The sequence below is a fragment of the Shewanella halotolerans genome (genome assembly GCF_019457535.1).
GTDB classification, from domain to species: domain Bacteria; phylum Pseudomonadota; class Gammaproteobacteria; order Enterobacterales; family Shewanellaceae; genus Shewanella; species Shewanella halotolerans.
Window position 1 is genome coordinate 3,733,533 of sequence record NZ_CP080417.1, and the last position, 22,121, is coordinate 3,755,653.

The window sequence follows — 22,121 nt, forward strand, 5'->3', positions numbered from 1 at the left end:
ACTCCCTGATATTAATTTTTGTCGAACACTGTGGCTACAGTGGTATTGCGATAATCACTTGTTATCTTTGACTTTCTCGATTGAGTTTATCGATAAGCGCACGCAATTTTGTCAACTTAAGTTCGGTAAGCAGCACGACGACAAACAACCACAGGGCTCCGGCAATAAAAACAGCATTAATTAAGCTGTCACTATGCTGTTGATATCCATAAAGGCCGAGCATAAGAACCAAAGAAGCGGATAACGACATGCCCCAATCGTTGCTACCAAGCTTATACTCGTCCTTCGCAATATCCTTGGTGACAGTGACAGGGTTAGCGAGGCCATCTAACTTTACTAGAACTTTGCTATTCTTTTGACGAACGTTAAACCCTTCACGCTCTAGCACTTCAACAACACTTTGCATAATTTAAGGTTTCCTTTCCTTATCGTTTCCCAATACCTAAATAGATACAGTCAATGCATATAAGCTATCGGAAGACAGCACTCACCTCTTTCGCAGCCTAAACTCTTTATTAGCTGATTTTTCCTAAAGCGCTGCGCCTAAACCAGTAGAAACAATATATCCAGCCAACCGGCGGCATAAAAACATTTAGGATGCACGTATAAAAAACAACCAAAGAAAGATTGTTAGAAATGCCTTTTGCATATCTAATTGTCAGATAAATAACGATAAGAGCAAGAACCAAATACACTTGCCCCCAGAGAGTTGCGTTTAAATCCATTCGACTTAACACTCCATTTTCTAAACTGCGCTTAATTATAAGATGCGAAATATCCTACTTAGACAAACTTAAGACTCTAGGTTCGAATCATACAGGCAATTTGTTTCTTTGCTAACTTTGACTTTTCATTGGTAGAACCTCGGCGCTTTCATTATCGAGCAAACTCAATACACTCTCATAACCATATTTGGGCTGCCAGCCAAGCTCATGCTGTGCCAGGCTTGAATCATACACACGATCGAGCGATTGTGGCATGCTCCAACCTCGAACCGCAAAGCTCTCGGCAAGCCCCGGTATCGCCTCTCGAATAACATCATTGGCCTCTCGATAAAGCCTTTCACAACATGCTTTGCTAAAGGGGGTCTTACCGGAAATGATGTAACGCCTGAATCCCGACAACCTACGCTCCACGGCGCAGGCATGGGCACGGGCAACGTCTCGAGCATCTATGCCGCGGGTCAAACGATAGACAGCCATTAAGTTCACCGGTTCAGGAAAACAGCGCGACATCTGCAGAACCGTGACAGGTAAATCAAACGAGCTTGAGATATTTTCGAGTAACTGCTCAGCCTTAATCTTTGAATGATGATAGATCGTCTTAGGCCTTGGCATCACAGTTTCATCAACCCATCCAGCACGTCCTTCGGGAGTTGACGCAAAACCATAAAGGGCAGTAGTGCTGGTGAATACAAAGTGTTTGATCCCCTTTTTTCCCCCCATCAGAGCCAACTGCTCTGTCGCTTTGATATTGATCTCTTCAAATTCATCATCTGGTACCAACCCAACATGGGGCGCATGCAGCGCCGCGGTATGAATGATCACCTCGACACCTTCTAACGCTTCTGCCAATAAGGCATTGTCACGGATATCTCCGACAACATCAGCGGTCGAACATGGTGTCCTATCGATCCCAACGACTTCATGCTCTTTCATTAGGTGAATATAGATGGCCCGACCGACCCTACCCGCAGTGCCTGTAACTAAAATTTTCAACTTTGCTGCCTATTTGAATACAGGAAACCATTCTAACAACGAAAAGCCTAATAGTACGAAATCCCAAACGCTTAACCCTTAAATGACAGAGTTAAAGCCTAATCTAAGAGGTAAAACTTCCTGTATAAATGCATCTGCGAACGTCGATATCAGGGCCACCGGGGATAACGTCCCCATAAACGTAAGTCCCTATACAAACACCAAAGCCTTCCATCCCTGGGCTTTGGCATAAGTGTTCCAGACACAAATCCCCTCTTCGGCCTTCCCTAGCCACCGGGGATAAGCATATCCCTATACAAAAAAGCCACGGCGGTGGCCGTGGCTTTTGGCGGTGGCTTCCTAGCCACCTTTTGGAGTGTTAACTATGTTAGTAACCGGTTTATATTGATTAAGAAATATTAGTGTTTCTTAGCGTAATCAGCGGCTTGTTCACCGGCTAGGCGACCAAAGGTGATGATGTCAGAGATAGCGTTACCACCAAGACGGTTTGCACCGTGAACACCACCTGTCACTTCACCCGCGCCGTATAGGCCTGGAATCACCTGCTTCTTAGCATCCATTACCTCGGCCTTAGTATCGATCATCACGCCACCCATGGTGTGGTGAACACCAGGAGTCACTTCGATGGCATAGTAGTTACCTTCGTTCAGTGCGCGTGGTAGGTTAGGACGCTCGAAATCGGCATCTTTACCACTGGTCACGAAGCTGTTGTAACGAGCGACAGTTTCGGTCAACGCCTTACCATCGATACCTTCCAGCTTACCTAGTTTTTCCAGGCTATCTGCGCTAGGTGCTACGCCCAGGCCGATATACTTGTCGATCTTCTTCAGTGACTTACGTACTGAATCATCGAAGATCAGGTAAGCAGACTTACCAGTTTGCTGCAGGATAGCCGCAGCCGCCTTGTCACGAGTAGTGATCTCGTTGACGAAACGCTTACCTTCACGGTTAACCAGGATAGCGCCGTTACCACGAACCGCTTCGGTCACCATCACACCACCTTTAACAGATAGGGTTGGGTGAGCCTGGATGTATTCAAGATCTTTCATCGCCGCGCCAGCATTTGCCGCTACGTCGATACCGTCACCGACTGCACCTGGTTGGTTAGTCGATACGAAGCCTTTCAGCTTAGGATCCAGCTTAGACACGCGCTCGTTGTTCTTCGCAAAACCACCGGTAGCCAGAATCACTGCATCGGCTTTCACCCAGTAGTAACCCTTGTACATACCCTTAACCAGGATACCTTTCACCTTACCGCTGTCGTCTTTGAGGATCTCAACGCCGCGAGTGTTCATGCGGATATCGATATTGCGCTTAACCGCGTTATCGTAAAGTACCTGTACCACGTGTGCGCCAACACCGGCACCACCTGTAGGACGGTGTGAACGGTTAACAGAAGCACCACCCATACGGCCTACGTCGCTTAGATCAGCGCCCATCCCAGTCATCCAGTCGACAGAGCCTTTAGAGTGAGAAGAAAGGATCTTAACCAACTCAGGATCGTTGATGTTACGGCCACCTTTCATGGTGTCTTTAAACATGATCTCTGGGTCATCTTTGATGTTTTTCGCTTTTTGCTGATCGGTCCAAGCGGCGTTCATACCACCAGCCGCCAACTTGGCGTTACCGCCGATAACCGGCTCTTTCTCGATCAGAATCACTTTAGCGCCATTATCGTGGGCCGATACTGCGGCAGAGAAACCTGCGCCGCCTGAACCAACAACCACTACGTCAACGGTATCGCGAGGTGCGCTAGCAAGAGCCGCTTGACGTTCTGCCTTGTCTTTCGCCAGTTCGGCGATAGTTGGCTCGTGACGTTCCCACTTCTTGGCATAAGGCATGTTGAAATCGAAGCTATGGCAAGAGTCACAGTAGACCATAGATTTTTCGTGTGCGCTGTGGCAAGAAGTACAAGAAACATCACCAGGGAAGTGAGAATCGTGGGCGTTGTAGTGTTCATGCTTAGTGCTTTCAGCCACTTCCGCTAGGGTACCGTGACAAGAAACACACTGAGCATTTTCATAGGTCAGGCTGTCGTTTGATAGCTCACCGTCTGCTTGGTGACAGCTATCACACTCTTGGTTTTGGGCGTGGAAATCAGCCAGGTTGTCGGCTGCCATGGCGTTGCCCATGAATCCGGCTGTGCCCATCAAGGTGGCTAGACAAACCGCAAGTTTCATCTTTTTCATCTTTGCTCCCCCTTCTAAACTTACAGGTTTAACCCGCTGAATTTAGAAGCACTTACATTATATTTAGATTAAAGTGGTTCACACTTCACTTTAGAAGAAAGCCTTAACCGGTATTGATGAGTACCTCGGGCTTTCACTATCGCTCAACTAAATGATTAACCAGGAAAGAGAAGCCAGCAATCTCGCCACCGCTTTAGGCTTCAGAAATGACACCTCAATCACAGCCCTCAAGATCGCCTATGCAAGTATGCATAATCACAAAGAGGTATATGCAAAAATGCATAGCCCTGTGAGATCCCGGTCACGCAGCATTTCTACTGGGATTGGGTTAGATAAGAAATCGCTAATTCGCGTAATACAGCACAGTTTATTGCTGCGGAAAATTGTAGTATTTCAGCATGAAACGCTTACTGCTCTGCCTAATCTTCTTCAGCTTTCCCGCACTATCGCAGGAGAGTATCGTCTTTGGCGTCCACTCGAAAACCGCGCCGCTGGAGTGGCGCAACAACGGTGTGGATCAGGGTTTCAACATAGAGTTGATGCACAGAATTGGCCAGCTGACCGATAAGCGGATCATCATCCGCCGAAAGAGCTTTCAACAGCTGGTGAAAGATGTGCACAATCCCGGCAGCGACATCGACGTGATCGCCGTGGTCAGCCCGGTAAACCTGGATCGCAAGCTCAGCCAGTCCGATCCCATCTACGCCACCCACGCCAAGGCCTATACCCTGCAAGGCAAGGCGCTGATCAACAGCTGGACAGATCTGGTGGGCAAGCGGGTCGCCATCAAGAAGGGCGCCTTCGTCGACGTCTACCTGTCGGGCTACCCACAGAAATTCAACCGTGTGGATGTCGACCTGTATGAGACCGGCTTTAAACAGCTGATCGAGGGCGAGGTCGACGTGGTGATCGCCGAGAGCTTCGTGGCCCGCCGCCTGCTGCCCCTCTACCCGTCGGTGCGCAGCTCGAGTGATGCCCTCATCTATGGCGCCTTCAACTTCGTCTGCAACGGCAAGAAAGCCGCCTTGATGCAGGAGATCAACGACGCCCTACGTCAGCTCAAGCTATCTGGGGAATATGACCGCCTGGTCAACAAGTGGTTTGGTACCGGCCGCGAGAAGGTGGATCTGACCTCCACCGAGAAGCGCATGTTCTCCCTGGCGATCCTGGTGGCCATCGTCTCGGCCAGCGGCATGATCTATACCGGCTTCATCAGCGCCAGCCTGCGCAGACGTAAGAAGGCCCTGGACGCCGAGCTCATTCAACGTCGCCGGGTCGAGGCGGAGATCTCCAACATCTCCAAGCAGTTTCAGTCGGTATTGGACGGTATTCCCCACGGCGTGACCATAGTCAATCGCGAGCTGCAACGCCTGTGGAGTAATGATAATAACGTGCATCTGCTGATCTCTGAGGACTTCCATTACATAGATGATCAAGCCTTCGATCTCAGGCCCGCCGTGCTGCAGGTGCTCAACGAGCAGAAGTCGCTGATTGCCGACATGATGTATCAGGAGCAATATTGGCAGCTGCAGATCCACCCCATCGCCAATGATCAGGTGGTGGTGCTGCTGGAAGAATCCACCGAGCAGCACAAGCTACGTCAGGCCAACGAAGAGGCCAGCCGTTTAGCATCGCTTGGGGAGCTGTCTGCCGGCATCGCCCACGAGATCAACAACCCGACTGGGCTGATCCTGCACGCCATCTCGCTATTTTCGGCGGCCATCAAGGACCTAAATCCGGCGGCCAACTATTATCAGCAGCAGAACCCCTTCTGGCAGATCGCCGGGCTCGCGCCCAGCCAGGCCATGGAGGAGATGGCGGTGAGCAGCGACACCATAGAGGAGGCCGCCAAGCGCATCAGCCGTATCGTCAACGATCTCAAGCGCTACGCCCTGCCTAATCTCACCCAAGATCATACGCTGGTCTGCCTCAATGAGGTGGTCGAGGTGGCACTGCGGCTCACCGCTAATCAGACCAAGACCCGTCAGGTGACTAAGCTGCTACACCTCCCCAGTCCGAGGATCATGGGGGATGCCCAGCAGCTGCATCAGGTGTTGATCAACCTGATCCAAAACGCCTGTCATGCCTGTGCGGCCCACGAAGGCAGCATTCAGATCAGCACCCAGGTGAATCAGGGGCGCGCGCTGATCAAGGTCAACGACAATGGCTGCGGCATGGACAGCGCCACCCTCAAGCGTATCACAGAGCCTTTCTTCACCACCCGACGCACCGAGGGAGGCAGCGGCCTGGGCCTGTCGGTCTGTAGCCGTATCATCAAAGAGCATCAGGGTCAGATGCAGATACACTCGGCGCCCGGTAAGGGCACCCGTATCCAACTTAGTTTTGCCTTGGTTCAGGAGTAGCAACAACAGATGAAACTTGCACGCAATATCCTTTTGGTCGACGACGAGGCCTCCTGGCTGCGCACCCTGGCGGTGACCCTCAACCGTCTGGTGCCCGAGGCAGAGATAGACACCTGCGTCGACAGTCGCCAGGTACTCAATCGCCTGCAGGTAGGCGACTATGCCTTGGTGCTGCTGGACCTCACCATGCCTTTTCACTCAGGTGAAGAACTGCTGGGGATGATCCGCGCCGAACACCCCAACACCCGGGTGATCATAGTCACGGGCGTCAACGAGGTGGATACTGCGGTGCGCTGCATCAAGCATGGCGCCTACGACTACTTCATCAAGACAGACAATGTCAGCGACCTGGCCCATACGGTGCGCCGCGCGCTGGAGGTGGTGGGGCTGGAGCGCAACTATCTGCATATCAAGGAGCGCTTTCTCAGCCGCACCTTAGATAACCCCAAGGCCTTTAATAATATTCTTACCTGCGAGCCGGCGTTGCTGGATCAGTTTCGCTATCTCGAGGCCGTCGCCTTCAGCCCAGAGCCCCTGTTGATCCACGGCGAGAGCGGTACCGGCAAGAGCGAGTTTGCCCGCTCCTGCCATCAGCTGTTCAGCCCAGAGCAACCCTTCGTCAGCCTCAACCTGGCCGGGATCAACAGCGACACCTTCGAGCTTAAGCTGTGTGGCCGCCTCAGCCATAAGCCAAACGGTGAGGTCGATGCCGTCACCGGCTTGCTCCATCAGGCAGGTAGCGGCGTGCTTTATCTGAGCGAGATAGGCGCCCTGCCCCTGAGCGCCCAGATCACCTTGCTGGAACTTATCGAGAGCCGAAGCTACTCGCCCCAGGGCAGCGACAGCCGCTTCCCCATCAAGTGTAAGTTTGTGGTCTCCACCCAGGACGATCTGCTGACCCTCAACAAGGCGGGCGAGTTTCGCAGCGATCTCCTCTACCGGCTGCGCGCCCACAAGATAAGGCTACCGCGCCTGGCCGAGCGTCCGCTGGATATCGCCATGCTGATCAACCACTTCATCGCCGAGGCCGCCGAGGAGATGTCGCTGAGCGCGCCGCAGCAACCCAGGGATCTGGCGCCCAAACTACTGGATTACGACTTTCCCGGTAACCTTAACGAGCTCAAGGGGATGGTGTTCGATGCCGTCAGTCGCAGCGACGGTGTCACCCTCAATATCTCCCCCTTCATGGAGGCGATAAAGGAGCATAAGTCGCTGGACACCGCCCCCGGGGATCACATCATCTTTCCTAAGTCGCTGCCCACCCTGGCACAGATGAATCAGGCCTTGATCGACGAGGCCATGAGCCGCACCGCCAACAACCAGACCGCCGCCGCGCAGATGCTGGGGATCAGCCAAAGCGCCCTCAGCCGGCGCCTGACCAAGGGGCAGGAAAACTAGCCCCGCCAAATGGGCATAAAAAAAGCCTCTCATCATGAGAGGCTTTTTCATTTAAAGGTCTTAGGCCGTCTGCTGCTGACGCGCTTCTTCTTGCGCCTCGTCATGGGCGTTCTCTGTGGCGTCGACTATGGTGAGCACAGCGGCGTCACCCACGACGTTACAAGAGGTCAGTACCATGTCGATCAGTCTATCCAGCGCCGCGACAATCACGAAGGCCTCGACTGGCAGACCCATCTGGTGGATCAGCACGCCAATCATCACCATGCCGCCGCCTGGCACGCCACCTGCGCCGACAGACAGCAGGAAGATGCTGAACAGCAGGGCTGGCAGCTGATCCATGGCAATCGGAGCGCCGAAGGAGTTGGCCACGAAGAAGATGGCGATGGTGATATAGATAGAGACGCCGCCCATGTTCATGGTCGCCCCCAGCGGCACGCCAAAACCGGCCACGGCACGCTTCACGCCCAGCTTCTCTGTGAGGGTACGCATGGTAACAGGAATAGTGGCATTCGAGCTGGCTGTCGACAGGGAGAACAGAATCTGCTCCTGGGTCTTGGCGCGGAAGGTCTTAGCAGACACTGGGGTAAACAGACTCACCGCCCAAGGGTAGACCACGAAGATCCACAGGAGCAGCAGGCTGAGGATCACCACCAGGTATTCGACCACGCTGAGGAAGAGGCTCGCCTCCAGGGTCGCGCCCAGCTTAAACATCAGCGCAAACACACCGATAGGCGCCAGCTGCATCACCACACTGATAAGCTTCATCATCAGCTTGTTGCCTTCCATAAAGCCCTGTTGCAGTAGCGGCACGGCGCCATTCATCGCCTTGATGACACCACCGACCAACAGCGCCATGAAGATCACCTGCAGCATATTGCCCGAGGTGAAGGCGGCTACCGGGTTACTCGGCACTATATTGACGATCAGCTGCATCAGGTTAGGCAGCTCGGTAGCTGTGATCTCGGCGCCCGTGCCCCCCGTCATGTCGACCCCGAGTCCCGGCTTAAGCAGCAGGGCTACGGTCAGGGCGGCGAAGATGGCCACCAAGGTATTGATAATGTAGAAACCGAAGGTCTTGCCGCCGAGGCGACCAAAGCTCTTGAGGTCATCGAGTTCCAACACGCCGCAGACGATGCTGACGAAGACCAGGGGAACCACCATCATCATGATCATGTTGACGAACATGGTACCCAGCCCGGAAGCGACCTCGACCAGGGTGCCGGAGAAGAACCCGACATCGGCCAAGAAATATTGAATGATGCTACCCAGAATCAGGCCAGAAAAGAGGCCGATAAAGATGCGCGTAGAAAGTGATTTAGTCATATGCTTGCCTTGTTTTGTTGCGCATCTATCGTGCGCTTTTTTTCTTCTCCATCTGACGTGGAGATAGTGATGAGAGCCGTGGCTCTCCCGTTACTGGTCAGTGATAGTGGATCATGCTAGTGATAATTTCAATCACAATCTGGGCAAGTTAACAAACGCAGAACGGCTAGTTGAAAGCATCATCCATAACAAGATGATGATTTTTATGATTAAAATATTAGACAGGTAAGTTTGGGCTAATCGGCAAGTTTTACTTATTAGCACAAAAAGCCAACAGTTCGATCACAAAGACGGCACACAAGCCAGTGAAACACGCCAACAAGAGCAAATTCAACAAGATTAAAAACCATGCAAAATTGAATTTACAGTGATAGTCATTACCCACAGGCAGAGGCTAGTGAGATCAACTAGTCACAGACGAAAACGCAGCAGATAGCCAAGAAGGCAGTTAAACAAAAACCGCTAAACCAGCATTTTGATAAGTTACTGATTTAACGGTTTTAAGTGATTTTTAGCATCAGATAGCAACCGGATAAGCAGTCACTATATTAGTTAACACCTGATCACGGATAATGCTTAAGCTTGAGCTTAGGCCAACCACAACTCCACGTCACGTATGATGAAGTTGCCGCTATACACAGGATGGCGCTCGCCTATGGGCTCAAGCTCGAAATAGCGTCTATGCTCCTCGGGCAAGCCCTCATAGCCGCAGATCACCTGATACAGCCAGCTCTCGGTATCCCAACTAAGTGCCTTAGCCTGATGGTAATCCAGCGCCGATTGCCTCAGCCCTGAGTCGATCACGGCGCAGAAATACTCATCCACCGCCAGCTTGAGCGGATTGTCGGGAATATCGAAGTCTTCCGCCTCCACCAGGGCGAAGGGCACGTCATGATCGCGCATCACAAGATCGCGACCGGCGCGGCTAATGCTCTTGATCTGTGACACCATGGCCAGCAACTCGACTTCCTGCGCCGTGTTGGTCACGTCTACCGCCGCCGGTGCCAAAATCGCCTCGGCGCGGTTAAACAGGGTCGGCAACTGCTTGTGACTCACATGATCCGCCACCTCATAATCTGGATGCATATCCGTGTAGAGCAGCCAGCCCTTGAGCAGACGGGTACGTCCCTGGATCTGACGGAATCGTCCCAGCAGCTCCAGCAGACGTCCCTGCACCACGCTAAGCTCCTGGGTACAGTCGCTCAGAGTCTCCTGCAAGCGAGTCACCAGTAGCTTACGCAGCTCGCGGATATCGCCGGCGATCTCACCCAGCTCGCTAAACTGGAACATCTCCAGTCCGTTAAGCAGCTCGGTCACCTGACTCTGAGCCAACTCGTTTTCGCGTATCTTGGCGTTGATGGTGCCCACATAGCCGAACTCGTTGTTGATACGGCTCCAGAGCACACGAATCGAGTATTTCAGCCCCTCGGTGAAGCTGTAGACCTGCTCGCTGAGATCCGCAAGATAGGCCTCGCTGGCGCTGTAATCGGCGGCCTGACGGGCCTCCTTGTAGTGGTCGGCAAGGGTCTTGATGGTGGCCAAGGATGAGCCCACATTGGCGTCGATCTGACGATTACGCTCGTCGCTCAGCACCTCTTCCAGCAGGGCACGCACCGAGCGTTTCAGTCTCAGCCCCTGTTCCCCCTCGGGCTGCCACAGGATATCCGCCTTACGCAGCTTGTCGATGGCACCGGCGCGCTCGCCCTCTTCGGTCACAGAGCCGGAGAGGTAGACATCCATGATGAGATCCGCATGGCGCCCCAGCTGCTTAAGTAGCGTGACCCCCGCCTGATGTAAGTTGCTACTCATATCAGATCAAGTCCCTCTGGGTTGCGGTTTCCGCCTGGGCCTCCAGGCTGAGTCCTTCGGTTTCATCGATAAAGCGGATCACCTCGTAGAGGTAATCCAGCTTGCCGGTGGCGATATAGATCTGCTTCTCCTGGTTGGGACGCAGCAGATATCCCAGCTCCACCAGACGCTTAAACACCAGCTTGATCTGCGCATCCACCTGGGTAGAGCTGGAGCCAAACAGGCGATAGTGACTGATCTTGGCCAACTGTTCGCGAAATGCCGGAGTATCTTCGATGCGGGTCTGCAGCTCGTTGAGGCGCACCGCCGCCCCTTCGGACAGGGGCGCATCCTGGCCGCTGGCCTCCTGTACCAGCACCAACCACTCCACCAGAGGGATCAGCGCATGGCAGATGTCGCGAAACTGACTGGAGATCACCTTACGCTCATCGTCACCCAGTTGCAGGTAACCGCAGAAGAACACCTCGCCCTCCCCGGCCGAGGCCAGGGTGCGATTGATCTGATTCAGGTATTGCTCGACATTATCACGAGTGGCCTGCGACTTGAGTGCGCGCCAGGCGTCTTCGTTACTGGTACGGCAGATAAACTCGCCACGCAGCAAGGCTTCGATCAGGGCGCCCTGGCCCACGAGTACGGTTTGTGTGCTACTGCTCATTTACACAGCCTCCTTGGCAAAACGCTGGCTCAGCTTATCGGCAATGGGGTTAACTTGTGGCTTAACCACTTGTAATTTCTTGGTTTGCTTGTTGATGATGTATCTGTTGGCAAACAGGTTAAGCACCTCAGACTCAGGGTTCGGGAAGGCGCCCAACACCGAGATATTATTATTTTCACAGGCATCGAAGATCTTCTTCACGTTGCCGTGGTGCAGCGTGCCCAGCTCGTCGATCGGCCAGTGGATAGTGACGTCGGCGCGGCCACGCAGCAATCGGGTGAAGGCCAGCAGGAACTTACACAAGATCAGGTAAGCCATACCATGGCTCGAGGATTCGTTGAGCTGACGGTCGGTGCGGATCACCAGGTCGCTGTTGCCCTCCTTGAGGCGCAGCTCGATCTCCAATAGCTTGGCGATGCCGCCGGTCAGGGCGGCGCGGCCGATAATATCCAGGGCGCGGCGCATGCTGCTGGTGTAGTGCTCATCCGGCAAGTCGGCAAAGCCCTCGGCCTTCCACTGTTTGAACGCCTTAACGAACTCCTCCAGCTCGGGCCAGAACTCCAACTCGCTGATGCGTGAGCGGATACGCACCGCCGACTCGCTCACCCCATCGAGGAACAGCTCTTCGCCCACCTCACGGGTGATGCGAGCGCTCTGGGAGGCGATGCGGCGGTCGATATCCGCAAGCACGTCGTAAAAGGCCGTCAAGTCGATACCAAAGTTACGCCCCTGCTCTCGCAGGCCCATGATCGCCTGTGGCACCATGACATTGAGCAGCTGCTCAAGCTGCGGCACCAGCTTGCGATAGTCCAGCAGGCGAATGCCCTTGTCGTTGACGAAACTCGACTCCTCGCGGGCGCGCTCCCAGGTCTCAGACAAACTTGAGCCCGACTTGCTGGCGATCACCGAATCGAAGTGCTCGATATACTGCTTCACCGAGCCCATCAGCTGATCCCGGCGCAGCAGCAGCTCTTCGCCCTGACGCAGACGCTCGGTGAGGCCACCTTGCATCTCATCCTGGCTCGATGGCAGCTTAAGTTCGGCCAGCTTACGCATCACGGCGCGCAGCTTGGTCAGGTTCTCCGAGGCCTCCACCTGGATGGCGTCGGACTGCTTGCGCTCGCTATCATATTGCTGGCGCTGATGTTTAATCTCGTTGGCCTTGGTGGTGAGCTGTTGACTCAGCTCGGTCACCGCCATCTTGACCTTGCTCAGCTCGGTCTGCAGCTTAGGTTTACGGGCCAGCCAGGTGTGTTGATACCAGTCGTCGAAGCGCAGCACCTCGCTGCGGCGCTGCTCCGCCTTGCTGATGTTGCTCTCCAGCTCACGGATCTCCTGCTTGAGCTTGACGATCTTGGCTTCGTCGACGCCGCGGGATTTCAGCTCATCCTTATACCACTGCTCGCAGGCCTTCTGCTCCGTCTTGGCCGCCTGACGGCGATCGTTAATATTTTGCTTCACCTGAGAAAGCTGAGCATCCAAGGCACCGACCACTTCCTGCCAGTAGGCCTTCTTCTCCATGCGCGCCTCGAGCGCCTGCTCGTTCTGCTCATCGATCCACTCCTGGTGCTGGGCCTTGAGCTGTTTCATCTCACTGTCGAGACGGGCGAGACGCTTCTGCGAATCGGCCTTGCGAGCGCTGAGTGCCTGATTGATCTTCTCCTGCTCGGCGCGTTTCTCGTCGAACAGGCGGCGCAGATCGTCGCGGCTATTCTTGTAGGCCGTCTTGGCGAAGGTGAGTTCGCGGTTAAGCTTATCCAGCTCGGCGTTGATGGCCACCAGGGCCTCTTCTGCCTCGGCCTGCAGCTGCTTGGCACTGGCCAGCGCCTCCTCGGCCTCGCTGTAACGGCCCCTGAGCTCCTGCTCCGAGGCGGCATATTCTGGGGTGGTCAGCGCCTTGAGATCCAGCTCGACGCCGCAGAAGCTGTCGCCGCCGGCCGACTTGGCGGGGTGCAGGTCGCTGCGATGTAAAAGCTCTGGGTTGATCAGCTTGCCTATGCTCTCCTCCCAGCCGTCGACCTCCTTGCGCAGGTACTCAAGCAGGGTATGAGACTGAGGAAAGAGCACCTGATGCAGCTCATCCAGTGCGCCCTGACGCTCGATAACCCTTAGCCCTGCCTGTCTCAGGCTCTCGTTGGCCTGGTCCCGCTTGGCCCTGAGCTTGCGCTCCTCACCGGCCAGGCGATCCACCATGGCGTTGCACGCCTCCTGCTCCTCGTCGGCGCGGGAGATGCGCTCATCAAATACCGCCAGGGTCAGCTTCTCTTCTTCGCTGTAGGTGACGCCGTTGACCTGCATCTGCAGCTCGGCCGCCGTCAGCTTCAGCTGGTATTCCTGCTCGTTGTGCTTGGCGCGGCCCGCCTCCATCTGCTCACGCCAGCTTTGCTCCAGGGCGGCCAGCTCCTCGCGGCCCGCCTCCTGCTGCTTGTCTCTGGCGCCCCGATGCTTATCCTGTTCTTTATCTAGCTGTTCCAGCTCGCGGTTGAGGTTCTCGCCTATCTTGCTGCGACGGGCGTTATAGGCCGCCTCGATATCCTGGTGCTTCTCGGTTTGCAGCTTATGACGCTCGGTCAGGTTCTCCAGGCTGGCGCGCCAGCTGGGCAGCTGCTCTAGATCCAGCTTGGCTTGCTCGATATCGGCATCGAGAAAACCTGCGTGCTGATCTTCGATGATATCCAGCTCGTGCTCTATCTTGGCGACATCGCCCTTGGCGGCTGAGAGGTCCAGGTTAAGCTCGTCGCGCAGCTCCTTCCACTCGTCGTCGAGCTGACGCAGCTTGTTGCCGAGATCTTTCGAGCGCTGTTGATTTAGCTCCTGACGCTCTATCTCCTGGGCCTCATCTTTGCCATAGCCGCGCTTCAGGCCGGCCAGACGCTGCTCCGCGCTCAGTAGCTGATTAAATTCCTGCTCTAATTTGTCAAATTCGGGACGGATCTGCTCGAAACCCTGGATAAGCTGGCTCTCGCGGATCCAAGACTCGACCCGCTGCGGATTGAGGCGTGAGCTCGGCGGGTTAACCCCGTCCTCCTCCAAGATGGCGGCGATCATCGACTTGATGGTCTCCATCTTGCCCTCTTTGGAGTGCACCGCCTTGGCCAACTTCTCTATGTGGCGCAGCGTGTGTTCGTGCTGACATAGGGAGAACTGGCGGGCGTAGGCCCTCAGCTCGCTGCGGTTGCTGCCGGTACTGAGCAGGGTGCGATCGTTTTGGATGATGGCGCGATATTCGCGGGTGTTCAGCAGGTTGGTCACCGCCACCCCGGCGCGTTTCATCTCTCGGCCAAGCTCGGCCATGTTGTGGCAGAGAATCGACTCCCCCTGCTGGGACTTAACATAGTCTTCCAGCTCGAAGCCCTTGCCGATGAAGCGATAGTTGACGCCCTTGCCATCACCGGCAGAGGCCAGCACCGCCTGGGTCAGCAGGCCATCATCGCGGCGGTACTCGTAGATGATGTAGCTGGAATCGTGGGGAAGATACCAACGCTCGAAGCTGTCACGGGTCGAGGGCACGACGCGGCTGGGGTATTCGCCGTAAAACACGGGCACCAGACGCTGCAAGGTGGTCTTGCCCGAGGCGTTGGTACCACAAATGTTGGTGTGTCCATCGAGGGCGAGTTCCACAACGCCGGGGAGGTGCGTATTGATCAGCACGATACGATTTAAGCTTGGCATCTCTTTCCTTATCCAAACGAGCTTGTCGGCCGCCCAGTGGGGCGAGCAGCAAAGGGGAATAGCAAAACAATCCCACTAAAGTAAAACAAAGCTATCGGCTTGGCAATCTGGCCCGGGACTTGGGTGGGATAGTCGTTTAAAAAGCGTGCGTAACGCCCGATTTCAGGCTGTTTTCACGGCAGGAATGAAGAAGACGGCCAGCATAAAGAGAAGGAGTGATGTTCAGTATAGGCCTAGGCTCGTGGCGAATGCCAATGGCTAAGTGCTGAGTACAAGAAATAGAAAGGGCCGACCAGCGTCGACCCCAACTCATTATTCAAACTCTGCAAATAACACAGGTTAATCGGCTTGCTGATAACTCATGCGGCGCCCTTCGTAGCGGTCCACCATCTCATCCATGCTTTGGGCTTCCAATGGACGCAGGCCGCTAAGCACCAGCGTTTTCTCGCCGGTACCCACTAGCTTATCGCCGCAGTACAGCTCAAATTTCAGGGTCACGTCGCCGCGCTTGCCATCGACCACCAGGGTCTGCTCCACCAGGTTGAGGGCGATGCTGTCAAAATCTAAGGAGTTAAGATCGAATGACATGCTCTCGTAGATCACCAGGGGGCGGGCCGGATTGATCATCACGCCGTGCTGCTTCATCAGCGGCACCAGCACATGGGTAAAGTTGAGCCCGGAGAAGGCCACATAGCTACGCACGAATGATTCTGTCTGCACCTCACACAGGGTCGACTCGCCGCTGCGGCTCACGCTCAGATACTGCTTATCCTTGTCATCCAATATGGCAAAGCTGTCGCCTACTGCGTCGGGAAACACCAGGTTGACGCCGCTACCGACCATGCCCTCGAAACGAAAAGTCATCTTCTGGCTCAGCCCATATTGTCCCAGCACCAGGGCGAACAGCAGATCTCCGGGAACGCAGAACTTCTTGGCATCGACATCGTGGATGGGGTTAAAGTCCTGTGCGACACCCTTGGCAAATTCACTCGCCTGTTGGGCTGACACAGAGACCAGTTGCTGTGCTTTATTAAAATAAGGACTTAGAAACATATCGGCTCGTCAATCAGGGTTATGATAAAGGTTAGATAAAACATTCGTTATAAATTTAAGGAGGCACAGTCTATAGCAAAACCCGCGAAACACTTCTCCGATGACTTGAGGAGCTCCTGTTTTGCCACCCATCTAGGCCGAAATATCCGCTATTTCCCTGTCGCAACTCTCCTATCCCCTTGACTCGACTATGGCTTATGCCCATCCAGTCGATCGCTCAAACTGTGCCCAAACCATGCTCAAGCTGAACCTCAAGCTGAGTCTCAAACCAGAAGCAAGACGGCTGATTTTCCCCAAAACGCCTCTAAAGCTGCAAAAAAGATAAATTTTTAAAATTAACAATGTCAGTCAACGTCAAGGGCTAAAAATCAGAAAAAAAACAACATCAAACCATTGTTATAAAATGATTTTAAATCAAACCAACCCTGCGCTACCTGGGTACAAGCTCCTTTACCTTAACTTTACATTTGTTGATCTCAATCAAAAAACTTAATGATAATAGTTTGCATTACGATACCTAATTGATAGAATCGCCAGCAACTTAATAACCCTGATACAACAACTGGGAAGAGAAATGATGAAGAAAACGCTAATTGCCGCAGCACTGGTCAGCGCATTCGCTAGCCAAGCCGCTATCGCCTCTGATGAGACTCAAGAACTGCGTAAAGTGATCGAACAGCAACAGAAAGTGCTGAAAGATCTTGAGAAGCGTCTAGAGCAAACCGAGCAGCGTGTAGAGAAGACAGCCGACGCCGTTGAAGAAAGCAGCTCAGCCAAGAGCGCGACAACTATCGGTGGTTACGGTGAACTTCACTACAACAACATCACTGACAACAAATCAGGTAAAGACAAGAAAGAGTTCGACTTCCACCGTTTCGTGCTGTTCTTCGGTCACGAGTTCACCGAAAAGACACGTTTCTTCTCTGAGCTGGAAGTTGAGCACTCTATCTCTGGCGAAGGCCAAAACGGTGAAGTCGAGCTAGAGCAAGCTTACATCGAACACGATTTCAACGACATGCTGACGGCTAAGGCGGGTCTGTTCCTGATGCCAGTGGGTATCATCAACGAAACTCACGAGCCACCAGCATTCTACGGCGTTGAGCGTAACCCAGTAGAGAAAAACATCCTGCCTGCCACTTGGTGGGAAGCGGGTGCCAACCTGAACATCAAGGCAGCCCCAGGCCTGGCCTTCGACGCAGCAGTCACTTCTGGCCTGAACGTTGGCGACGACTACAAGATCCGTGGCGGTCGTCAGAAGGTTTCTGAAGCGAAAGCCGAAGATCTGGCTTACACTGCACGCGTTAAATACACCGCCGTTCCAGGTCTAGAGCTGGCTGCAACTGTACAGTACCAATCTGACCTGACTCAAGGCCGTGGCGATGTTGACACCGCTTCTGCGACCCTGATGACAGCACACGCTATCTACACCATCGAAAACTTCACCATCAAGGCACTATACGCTCAGTGGGATATCGACGGTAAAGAAGCCGAAGCACTTGGCCGTGACAAGCAGAAAGGTTACTACATCGAGCCTTCATACCGCTTCAACGAAAGCTTCGGTGTGTTCGCACGTTACAATGCCTACGACAACGAAGCCGGTAACGGTGTAGACTCAGAGATCACCCAGACTAACGTTGGTGTGAACTACTGGTTGCATGAAAACGTTGTCTTCAAAGCCGACTACGAAAAAGTTGGCGGCGCGAAAGATGCCGACGGTTTCAACCTAGGCGTTGGCTACCAGTTCTAAGCCATTAGCCCATATCGCAGTGCTCAACGCTCCCTTTGAGCACTGCCTATGGCTAAGGTACTTCTCGAGGTGCCTTAGCCATAGTAAAAGGAATTAGTGAAAACAACGGATTATCCCACAGGCCTTATCCACTCTTGCTACCGGGTCAATCGATGAAAGCTCTCTCTGTTAAGCTCCTACTTGCCTCACTCTTCACCGCCTTCTGCGTGCAGGCCGCCAGCGTCTATCAAAGCAACGAAGACTTTATCAGCCAGGCCTTTGCTGCCCCTATGCCCAAGGCCAAGGTCTACTGGCTAGAGGATAGCGATAAGCAGGCGATCGAGGAGATCCTTGCCCACAAATTCAACAAGATGCGTCTGCGCTACTGGCTGCACGAAGGCGAGACGGTATGGATCCTGGAGGAGATAGGCAAAGAATCCCCCATCACGGTCGGCATACATGTCAAAGACAAGGCCATAGTGCAGACCAAGGTGCTGGTCTATCGTGAGAGCCGCGGCGACGAGGTGCGTCACGAATTCTTCACCGACCAGTTTAAGCAGGCCAGGCTCACCGAAGATCACCAGCTGGATCGCAAGATAGACGGCATCACAGGCGCCACCCTGTCGGTGCGTGCCCTCACCAAGCTGTCACGCATCGCCCTCTACCTGGACGACAAGGTCAATCACTAAGCTCCCATCGAGCTGCTTAGTTGGTGTTATCCCTATGGCTGTTATATGATGGCCAGCGAGCAGGCGAGCCCTGCTCTTTTCGTATCCAACAACAGGCTGTCAGCGCCGGGCATCCATGAGTCTGCTTGCGGCCGCGTGCCAAATATTAGTCAGAATAAAGAACGCCATAGATGACAAATAAGCCCCGCCATCCCCATCGTAAACCCCTGTGGCAGAAACTCGCCAAGATCTTCCGTCCCTGGCATAGACGCCTAGGGATCGCCAGCGCACTCCTGGTGGTCATGGTTGCCGTCAGCGGCGTCTTGATCAACCACAGCAACGACTTCAAGCTAGATACCGCCCACGTGCATCAGGGCTGGCTGCTGGATCACTATGGCATCAAGGCCCCAGGCCAGGTCGCCATCTATGCCAACGAGCCGCTACTGGCCGCTAGTGACAACCTGCTCTGGCTCAAGGACAAGCCGGTCCTGGAGGCTCAAGGACCGCTGCTTGGCGCCCTCGCCTATGGTGAGCACTATGTTGCTATCGACGCCCAGCACCTCTACCTGCTGGATCAACAAGGCGCCCTACTGGAGCAGCAGAGCCGCGCCACCGGCCTGCCCCAAGACCTGCGCGCCCTGGCGCTGCTCCCCACGGGCGATGGTGGGCAGCTCTGGCTAAATACGACGTCCGGCAGTTATCTCGGCGATAGCGATCTCATCGAGTGGCAAGAAGCAAAGCCTCTGGTGGCGCTTGACTGGCAGACCCCGCTTGCGGACGCCAACAGTGAAACGATTAGTAAAGAACTGTCACTCAAGGCCCGCGCCATGCATCTCAGTTGGGAGCGGGTGCTGCTAGACCTGCACAGCGGCCGTATCGTCGGCCTGCCCGGCTCGCTGATGATGGATCTGGTGGCGCTATGCCTCATCTTCATGGCGATCTCCGGCCTCTATCTTTGGCAGCAGGCCAAGCCGCGCAAGCGCAAGGCATAAAGCAGTACAAGGTATAAAGCAGTACAAGGTATAAGGCAGTACAAGGTATAAGGCAGTAGATAGAATAAGGCGGCGACTAATATCAGCCCTTTAAAAAGCCGTCTATTTTGCAAATAAAAAAGCTCACCTAAGGTGAGCTTTTTTATTGAAGCGCTATGTCGTAGGCGGCCTTAACCGCCCATCAGCTTCTGCCACCAGGAGAGCGGCTCGCCGCAGTTCTTGGCCGGGCGATAGCTCTCAGCCAGTGCTGGCATGGCCACCACATTGCCGCAGTTGCCCTGTTTGGCGACACCCGTCTTGGCATCGAAATAGCCAGACACCACACCATTGACCGGCGTGCGTCTCAGGCCAATGGGCGCGCGCTGCTTGAGGAAAGCCTGGTAGACGGCCATAGCGCCACTGCTGCCATAGAGGCTGGTCTTGCCGTTATCGTCCAGCCCCACCCAGACGGCGGCCACGTTACGCTCATCAAACCCGGCAAACCAGGAGTCGCGGGAATCGTTACTGGTACCCGTCTTACCCGCCAGGGTCACGCCCGGGAAGGCCTGTCCCAGCTTGGTTGCCGTGCCCGACTGCACCACCTGAGTCATGGCGTGTTGCACCAGGAAGTCGCTGGCCACAGAGATCGCCTGATCCGCGCCGCGCTGACTGGCCGACAGCGGCTGATTGTCGGCGTCCAGCACATGGGTCACAGCACTCAGCTGACGATAGCGGCCATTGTCTGCCAGGGTCTGATACACCTGCGCCACCATCAGCGGTGAGCCATTGACGGCTCCCAGCAACATGGACGGATACTCTGGGATGGTCTCATCCCAGCCCGACTTGGCCAGTGTGGTCGCCACCGCGTCTGTACCTATCGCCATGCCGAGGTTCACCGTCGGTACGTTCATCGACTTCTTGAAGGCGGTCATCAGCGGCACCTCGCCGGAGAACTGCTTGTTGACGTTCTGCGGCGACCAGGTCTTGCCCTGGGAGTTGGTCAGGGTAATCGGCTCATCCTTCAACGGCGTCGCCAGGGTGTACTTGTCGCCGTGGGTCAGCGCCGTAGCGTAGACGAATGGCTTGATAAGCGAGCCGATAGGACGGCGGATCTCCACCGCGCGGTTAAAGCCCTGATAGCTTGGCACCTTGTCGCCCACCATGGCGGCGATACCCGCCGAGTACTTGTCGGTCACCACCATGCCCACCTGCAGCGCCTTGTCACGCTGCTCCAGGCTTTTCATGGTCGAACGCACCGCCTGCTCCGCCGCCTCCTGGGCCAGGGGATCTAAGGTGGTGTAGACCTTGATGCCCGACTGCTGGAGCAGGCTGTCACCGAATCGACGCGACAGCTCACCGCGCACCACGGCGAAGAAGGCCGGCAGTTTTTGATGCACAGGCTTGCTCGCCTTACGCACCCCAAGAGGGGATTCGACCGCCGCCTTGTATTGTGCCACCGGCAGCTGGCCCGACTCCATCAAGAGGCGCAGCACCAGATCCCGACGCTCCTGAGCCCGCTCGGGGAAACGCCAAGGATTGTAATAGGAAGGCCCCTTGATCGCCGCCACCAGAAAGGCCTGCTGCGGCAGGGTCAGCTCGGCGATCGGTCGGCCGAAATAGAACTGAGACGCCAGCCCCATGCCGTGCACGGCACGTGACTTGTCCTGGCCCATGTAGACCTCGTTGAGGTAGGCCTCGAGGATCTCATCCTTGTCGTAGCGAAAATCGATAATGATCGCCATCAGCGCTTCCCTGAGCTTACGTATGATAGAGCGCTCGCTGGAGAGGAAGAAGTTTTTCGCCAGCTGCTGAGTCAGGGTCGAGCCGCCTTGTACCGTGCGCCCGGCGCTGATGTTGACCATGGCGGCGCGTATGATGGCAAAGGGATTGACGCCATGATGTTCATAGAAGCTCCTGTCTTCCACCAGGATCAGCGCATCGACGATCGCCTTGGGGATCTTGTCTGTGGCCACGAACAGCCTGTCTTCACCATCGCCGGTGATCATGCGATCCAGCAGCACGGGCTCGAGGTGGAACACCGCCAGCTCGCGATGGTCGCTGCTGCGGGCCACCGAGGCAACCCCTTGGCTGTCGAAGCTGATCATCACCCGCTGGGCTTCCTGGGATCCTTGAGGATGGAGGAAGGGACGGCGCCAGAGATCCACCTTGGTCCTGGAGGCGGAAAACTCGCCCACCTGACGGGGATTGGCCACCTTGCGATAACCCAGCAGCTTAAGCTCGGCGATCAACTGATCGTGGCTCACAGCCGCGCCGGGATAGAGGGCCATGGAGCGGCTAAAGACCTGCGCCGGCAGGTGCCACTTCTGCCCCTCAAACTTGCGGGCGATGATCTGATCCAGATAGATACTGTAGATGGTCATGGCAGCAAACAGGATAAGGCCGAGCTTCCAGCTCAAAGACCAGATCCTACGGCCCCACCCCGGCCTCGCTGTCGCGGCGCTCTTGCTTGCCGACTTACGCTTAGGCGTTTGGCTATTGCCTGCCTTGCTATTAGTCGACTTGCGCGGTCTACGTGGTTTTGGCGTCTCTTTATTCGTCATCGTGTTTCCAGTCAA

The 22,121-nt window shown here is 55.0% G+C and carries 14 protein-coding genes; 5 read left to right on the forward strand and 9 right to left on the reverse strand.

The window, feature by feature from the left end; all coding sequences use genetic code 11:
* Positions 1 to 61: 61 nt before the first annotated feature.
* The 3 genes from K0H81_RS16225 to K0H81_RS16235 form a co-directional block, all read right to left on the reverse strand.
* On the reverse strand, positions 62 to 406 hold the full coding sequence (locus K0H81_RS16225) for a hypothetical protein (RefSeq protein WP_220058997.1): 345 nt from the start codon (positions 404 to 406) through the stop codon (positions 62 to 64).
* Between the two features lie 430 nt (positions 407 to 836).
* Complete coding sequence (locus K0H81_RS16230) at positions 837 to 1,718, reverse strand: NAD-dependent epimerase/dehydratase family protein (RefSeq protein WP_220058998.1); 882 nt, start codon at positions 1,716 to 1,718, stop codon at positions 837 to 839.
* A 398-nt stretch (positions 1,719 to 2,116) separates the two neighbouring features.
* Positions 2,117 to 3,907: a flavocytochrome c gene (locus K0H81_RS16235; RefSeq protein ID WP_011866908.1), complete on the reverse strand. Its 1,791-nt coding sequence runs from the start codon at positions 3,905 to 3,907 to the stop codon at positions 2,117 to 2,119.
* A gap of 398 nt (positions 3,908 to 4,305) precedes the next feature.
* On the opposite strand from K0H81_RS16235, the gene K0H81_RS16240 reads away from it, so the two are divergent.
* On the forward strand, positions 4,306 to 6,270 hold the full coding sequence (locus tag K0H81_RS16240) for an ATP-binding protein (RefSeq protein ID WP_220058999.1): 1,965 nt from the start codon (positions 4,306 to 4,308) through the stop codon (positions 6,268 to 6,270).
* Between the two features lie 9 nt (positions 6,271 to 6,279).
* Entirely contained in the window at positions 6,280 to 7,668 is a 1,389-nt protein-coding gene (locus tag K0H81_RS16245; protein WP_220059000.1) for a sigma-54-dependent transcriptional regulator, read from the forward strand.
* A gap of 60 nt (positions 7,669 to 7,728) precedes the next feature.
* On the opposite strand, the gene K0H81_RS16250 is transcribed toward K0H81_RS16245, so the two are convergent.
* From K0H81_RS16250 to K0H81_RS16270, 5 genes are all read right to left on the reverse strand, one after another.
* Entirely contained in the window at positions 7,729 to 8,991 is a 1,263-nt protein-coding gene (locus K0H81_RS16250; RefSeq protein WP_220059001.1) for a dicarboxylate/amino acid:cation symporter, read from the reverse strand.
* A gap of 588 nt (positions 8,992 to 9,579) precedes the next feature.
* A complete protein-coding gene (locus K0H81_RS16255) occupies positions 9,580 to 10,800 on the reverse strand; it encodes a phosphoenolpyruvate carboxylase (protein WP_144202060.1) in 1,221 nt (406 codons plus the stop codon).
* A 1-nt stretch (position 10,801) separates the two neighbouring features.
* The gene (locus K0H81_RS16260) at positions 10,802 to 11,455 is read right to left on the reverse strand and encodes a condensin complex protein MksE (RefSeq protein WP_011866913.1); all 654 of its coding nucleotides are present in this window, start codon (positions 11,453 to 11,455) and stop codon (positions 10,802 to 10,804) included.
* Positions 11,456 to 15,127, reverse strand: a complete 3,672-nt coding sequence (locus tag K0H81_RS16265; protein WP_220059002.1) for an ATP-binding protein — start codon at positions 15,125 to 15,127, stop codon at positions 11,456 to 11,458.
* A gap of 339 nt (positions 15,128 to 15,466) precedes the next feature.
* On the reverse strand, positions 15,467 to 16,180 hold the full coding sequence (locus tag K0H81_RS16270; RefSeq protein WP_220059003.1) for a DUF3581 domain-containing protein: 714 nt from the start codon (positions 16,178 to 16,180) through the stop codon (positions 15,467 to 15,469).
* A gap of 577 nt (positions 16,181 to 16,757) precedes the next feature.
* Between K0H81_RS16270 and K0H81_RS16275 the strand changes: the two genes are divergently transcribed.
* The 3 genes from K0H81_RS16275 (at position 16,758) to K0H81_RS16285 (ending at position 19,566) form a co-directional block, all read left to right on the forward strand.
* A complete protein-coding gene (locus K0H81_RS16275; RefSeq protein WP_041406713.1) occupies positions 16,758 to 17,927 on the forward strand; it encodes a porin in 1,170 nt (389 codons plus the stop codon).
* A 152-nt stretch (positions 17,928 to 18,079) separates the two neighbouring features.
* Complete coding sequence (locus K0H81_RS16280; protein ID WP_220059004.1) at positions 18,080 to 18,595, forward strand: FMN-binding protein; 516 nt, start codon at positions 18,080 to 18,082, stop codon at positions 18,593 to 18,595.
* A 170-nt stretch (positions 18,596 to 18,765) separates the two neighbouring features.
* Positions 18,766 to 19,566 (forward strand): PepSY-associated TM helix domain-containing protein, encoded by an 801-nt coding sequence (locus K0H81_RS16285; RefSeq protein ID WP_220059005.1) that lies wholly within the window; start codon positions 18,766 to 18,768, stop codon positions 19,564 to 19,566.
* A 170-nt stretch (positions 19,567 to 19,736) separates the two neighbouring features.
* Here the strand turns inward: K0H81_RS16285 and mrcB are convergent, their stop codons facing one another.
* Positions 19,737 to 22,106: a penicillin-binding protein 1B gene (gene mrcB / locus K0H81_RS16290; protein ID WP_220059006.1), complete on the reverse strand. Its 2,370-nt coding sequence runs from the start codon at positions 22,104 to 22,106 to the stop codon at positions 19,737 to 19,739.
* Between the last annotated feature and the right edge of the window lie 15 nt (positions 22,107 to 22,121).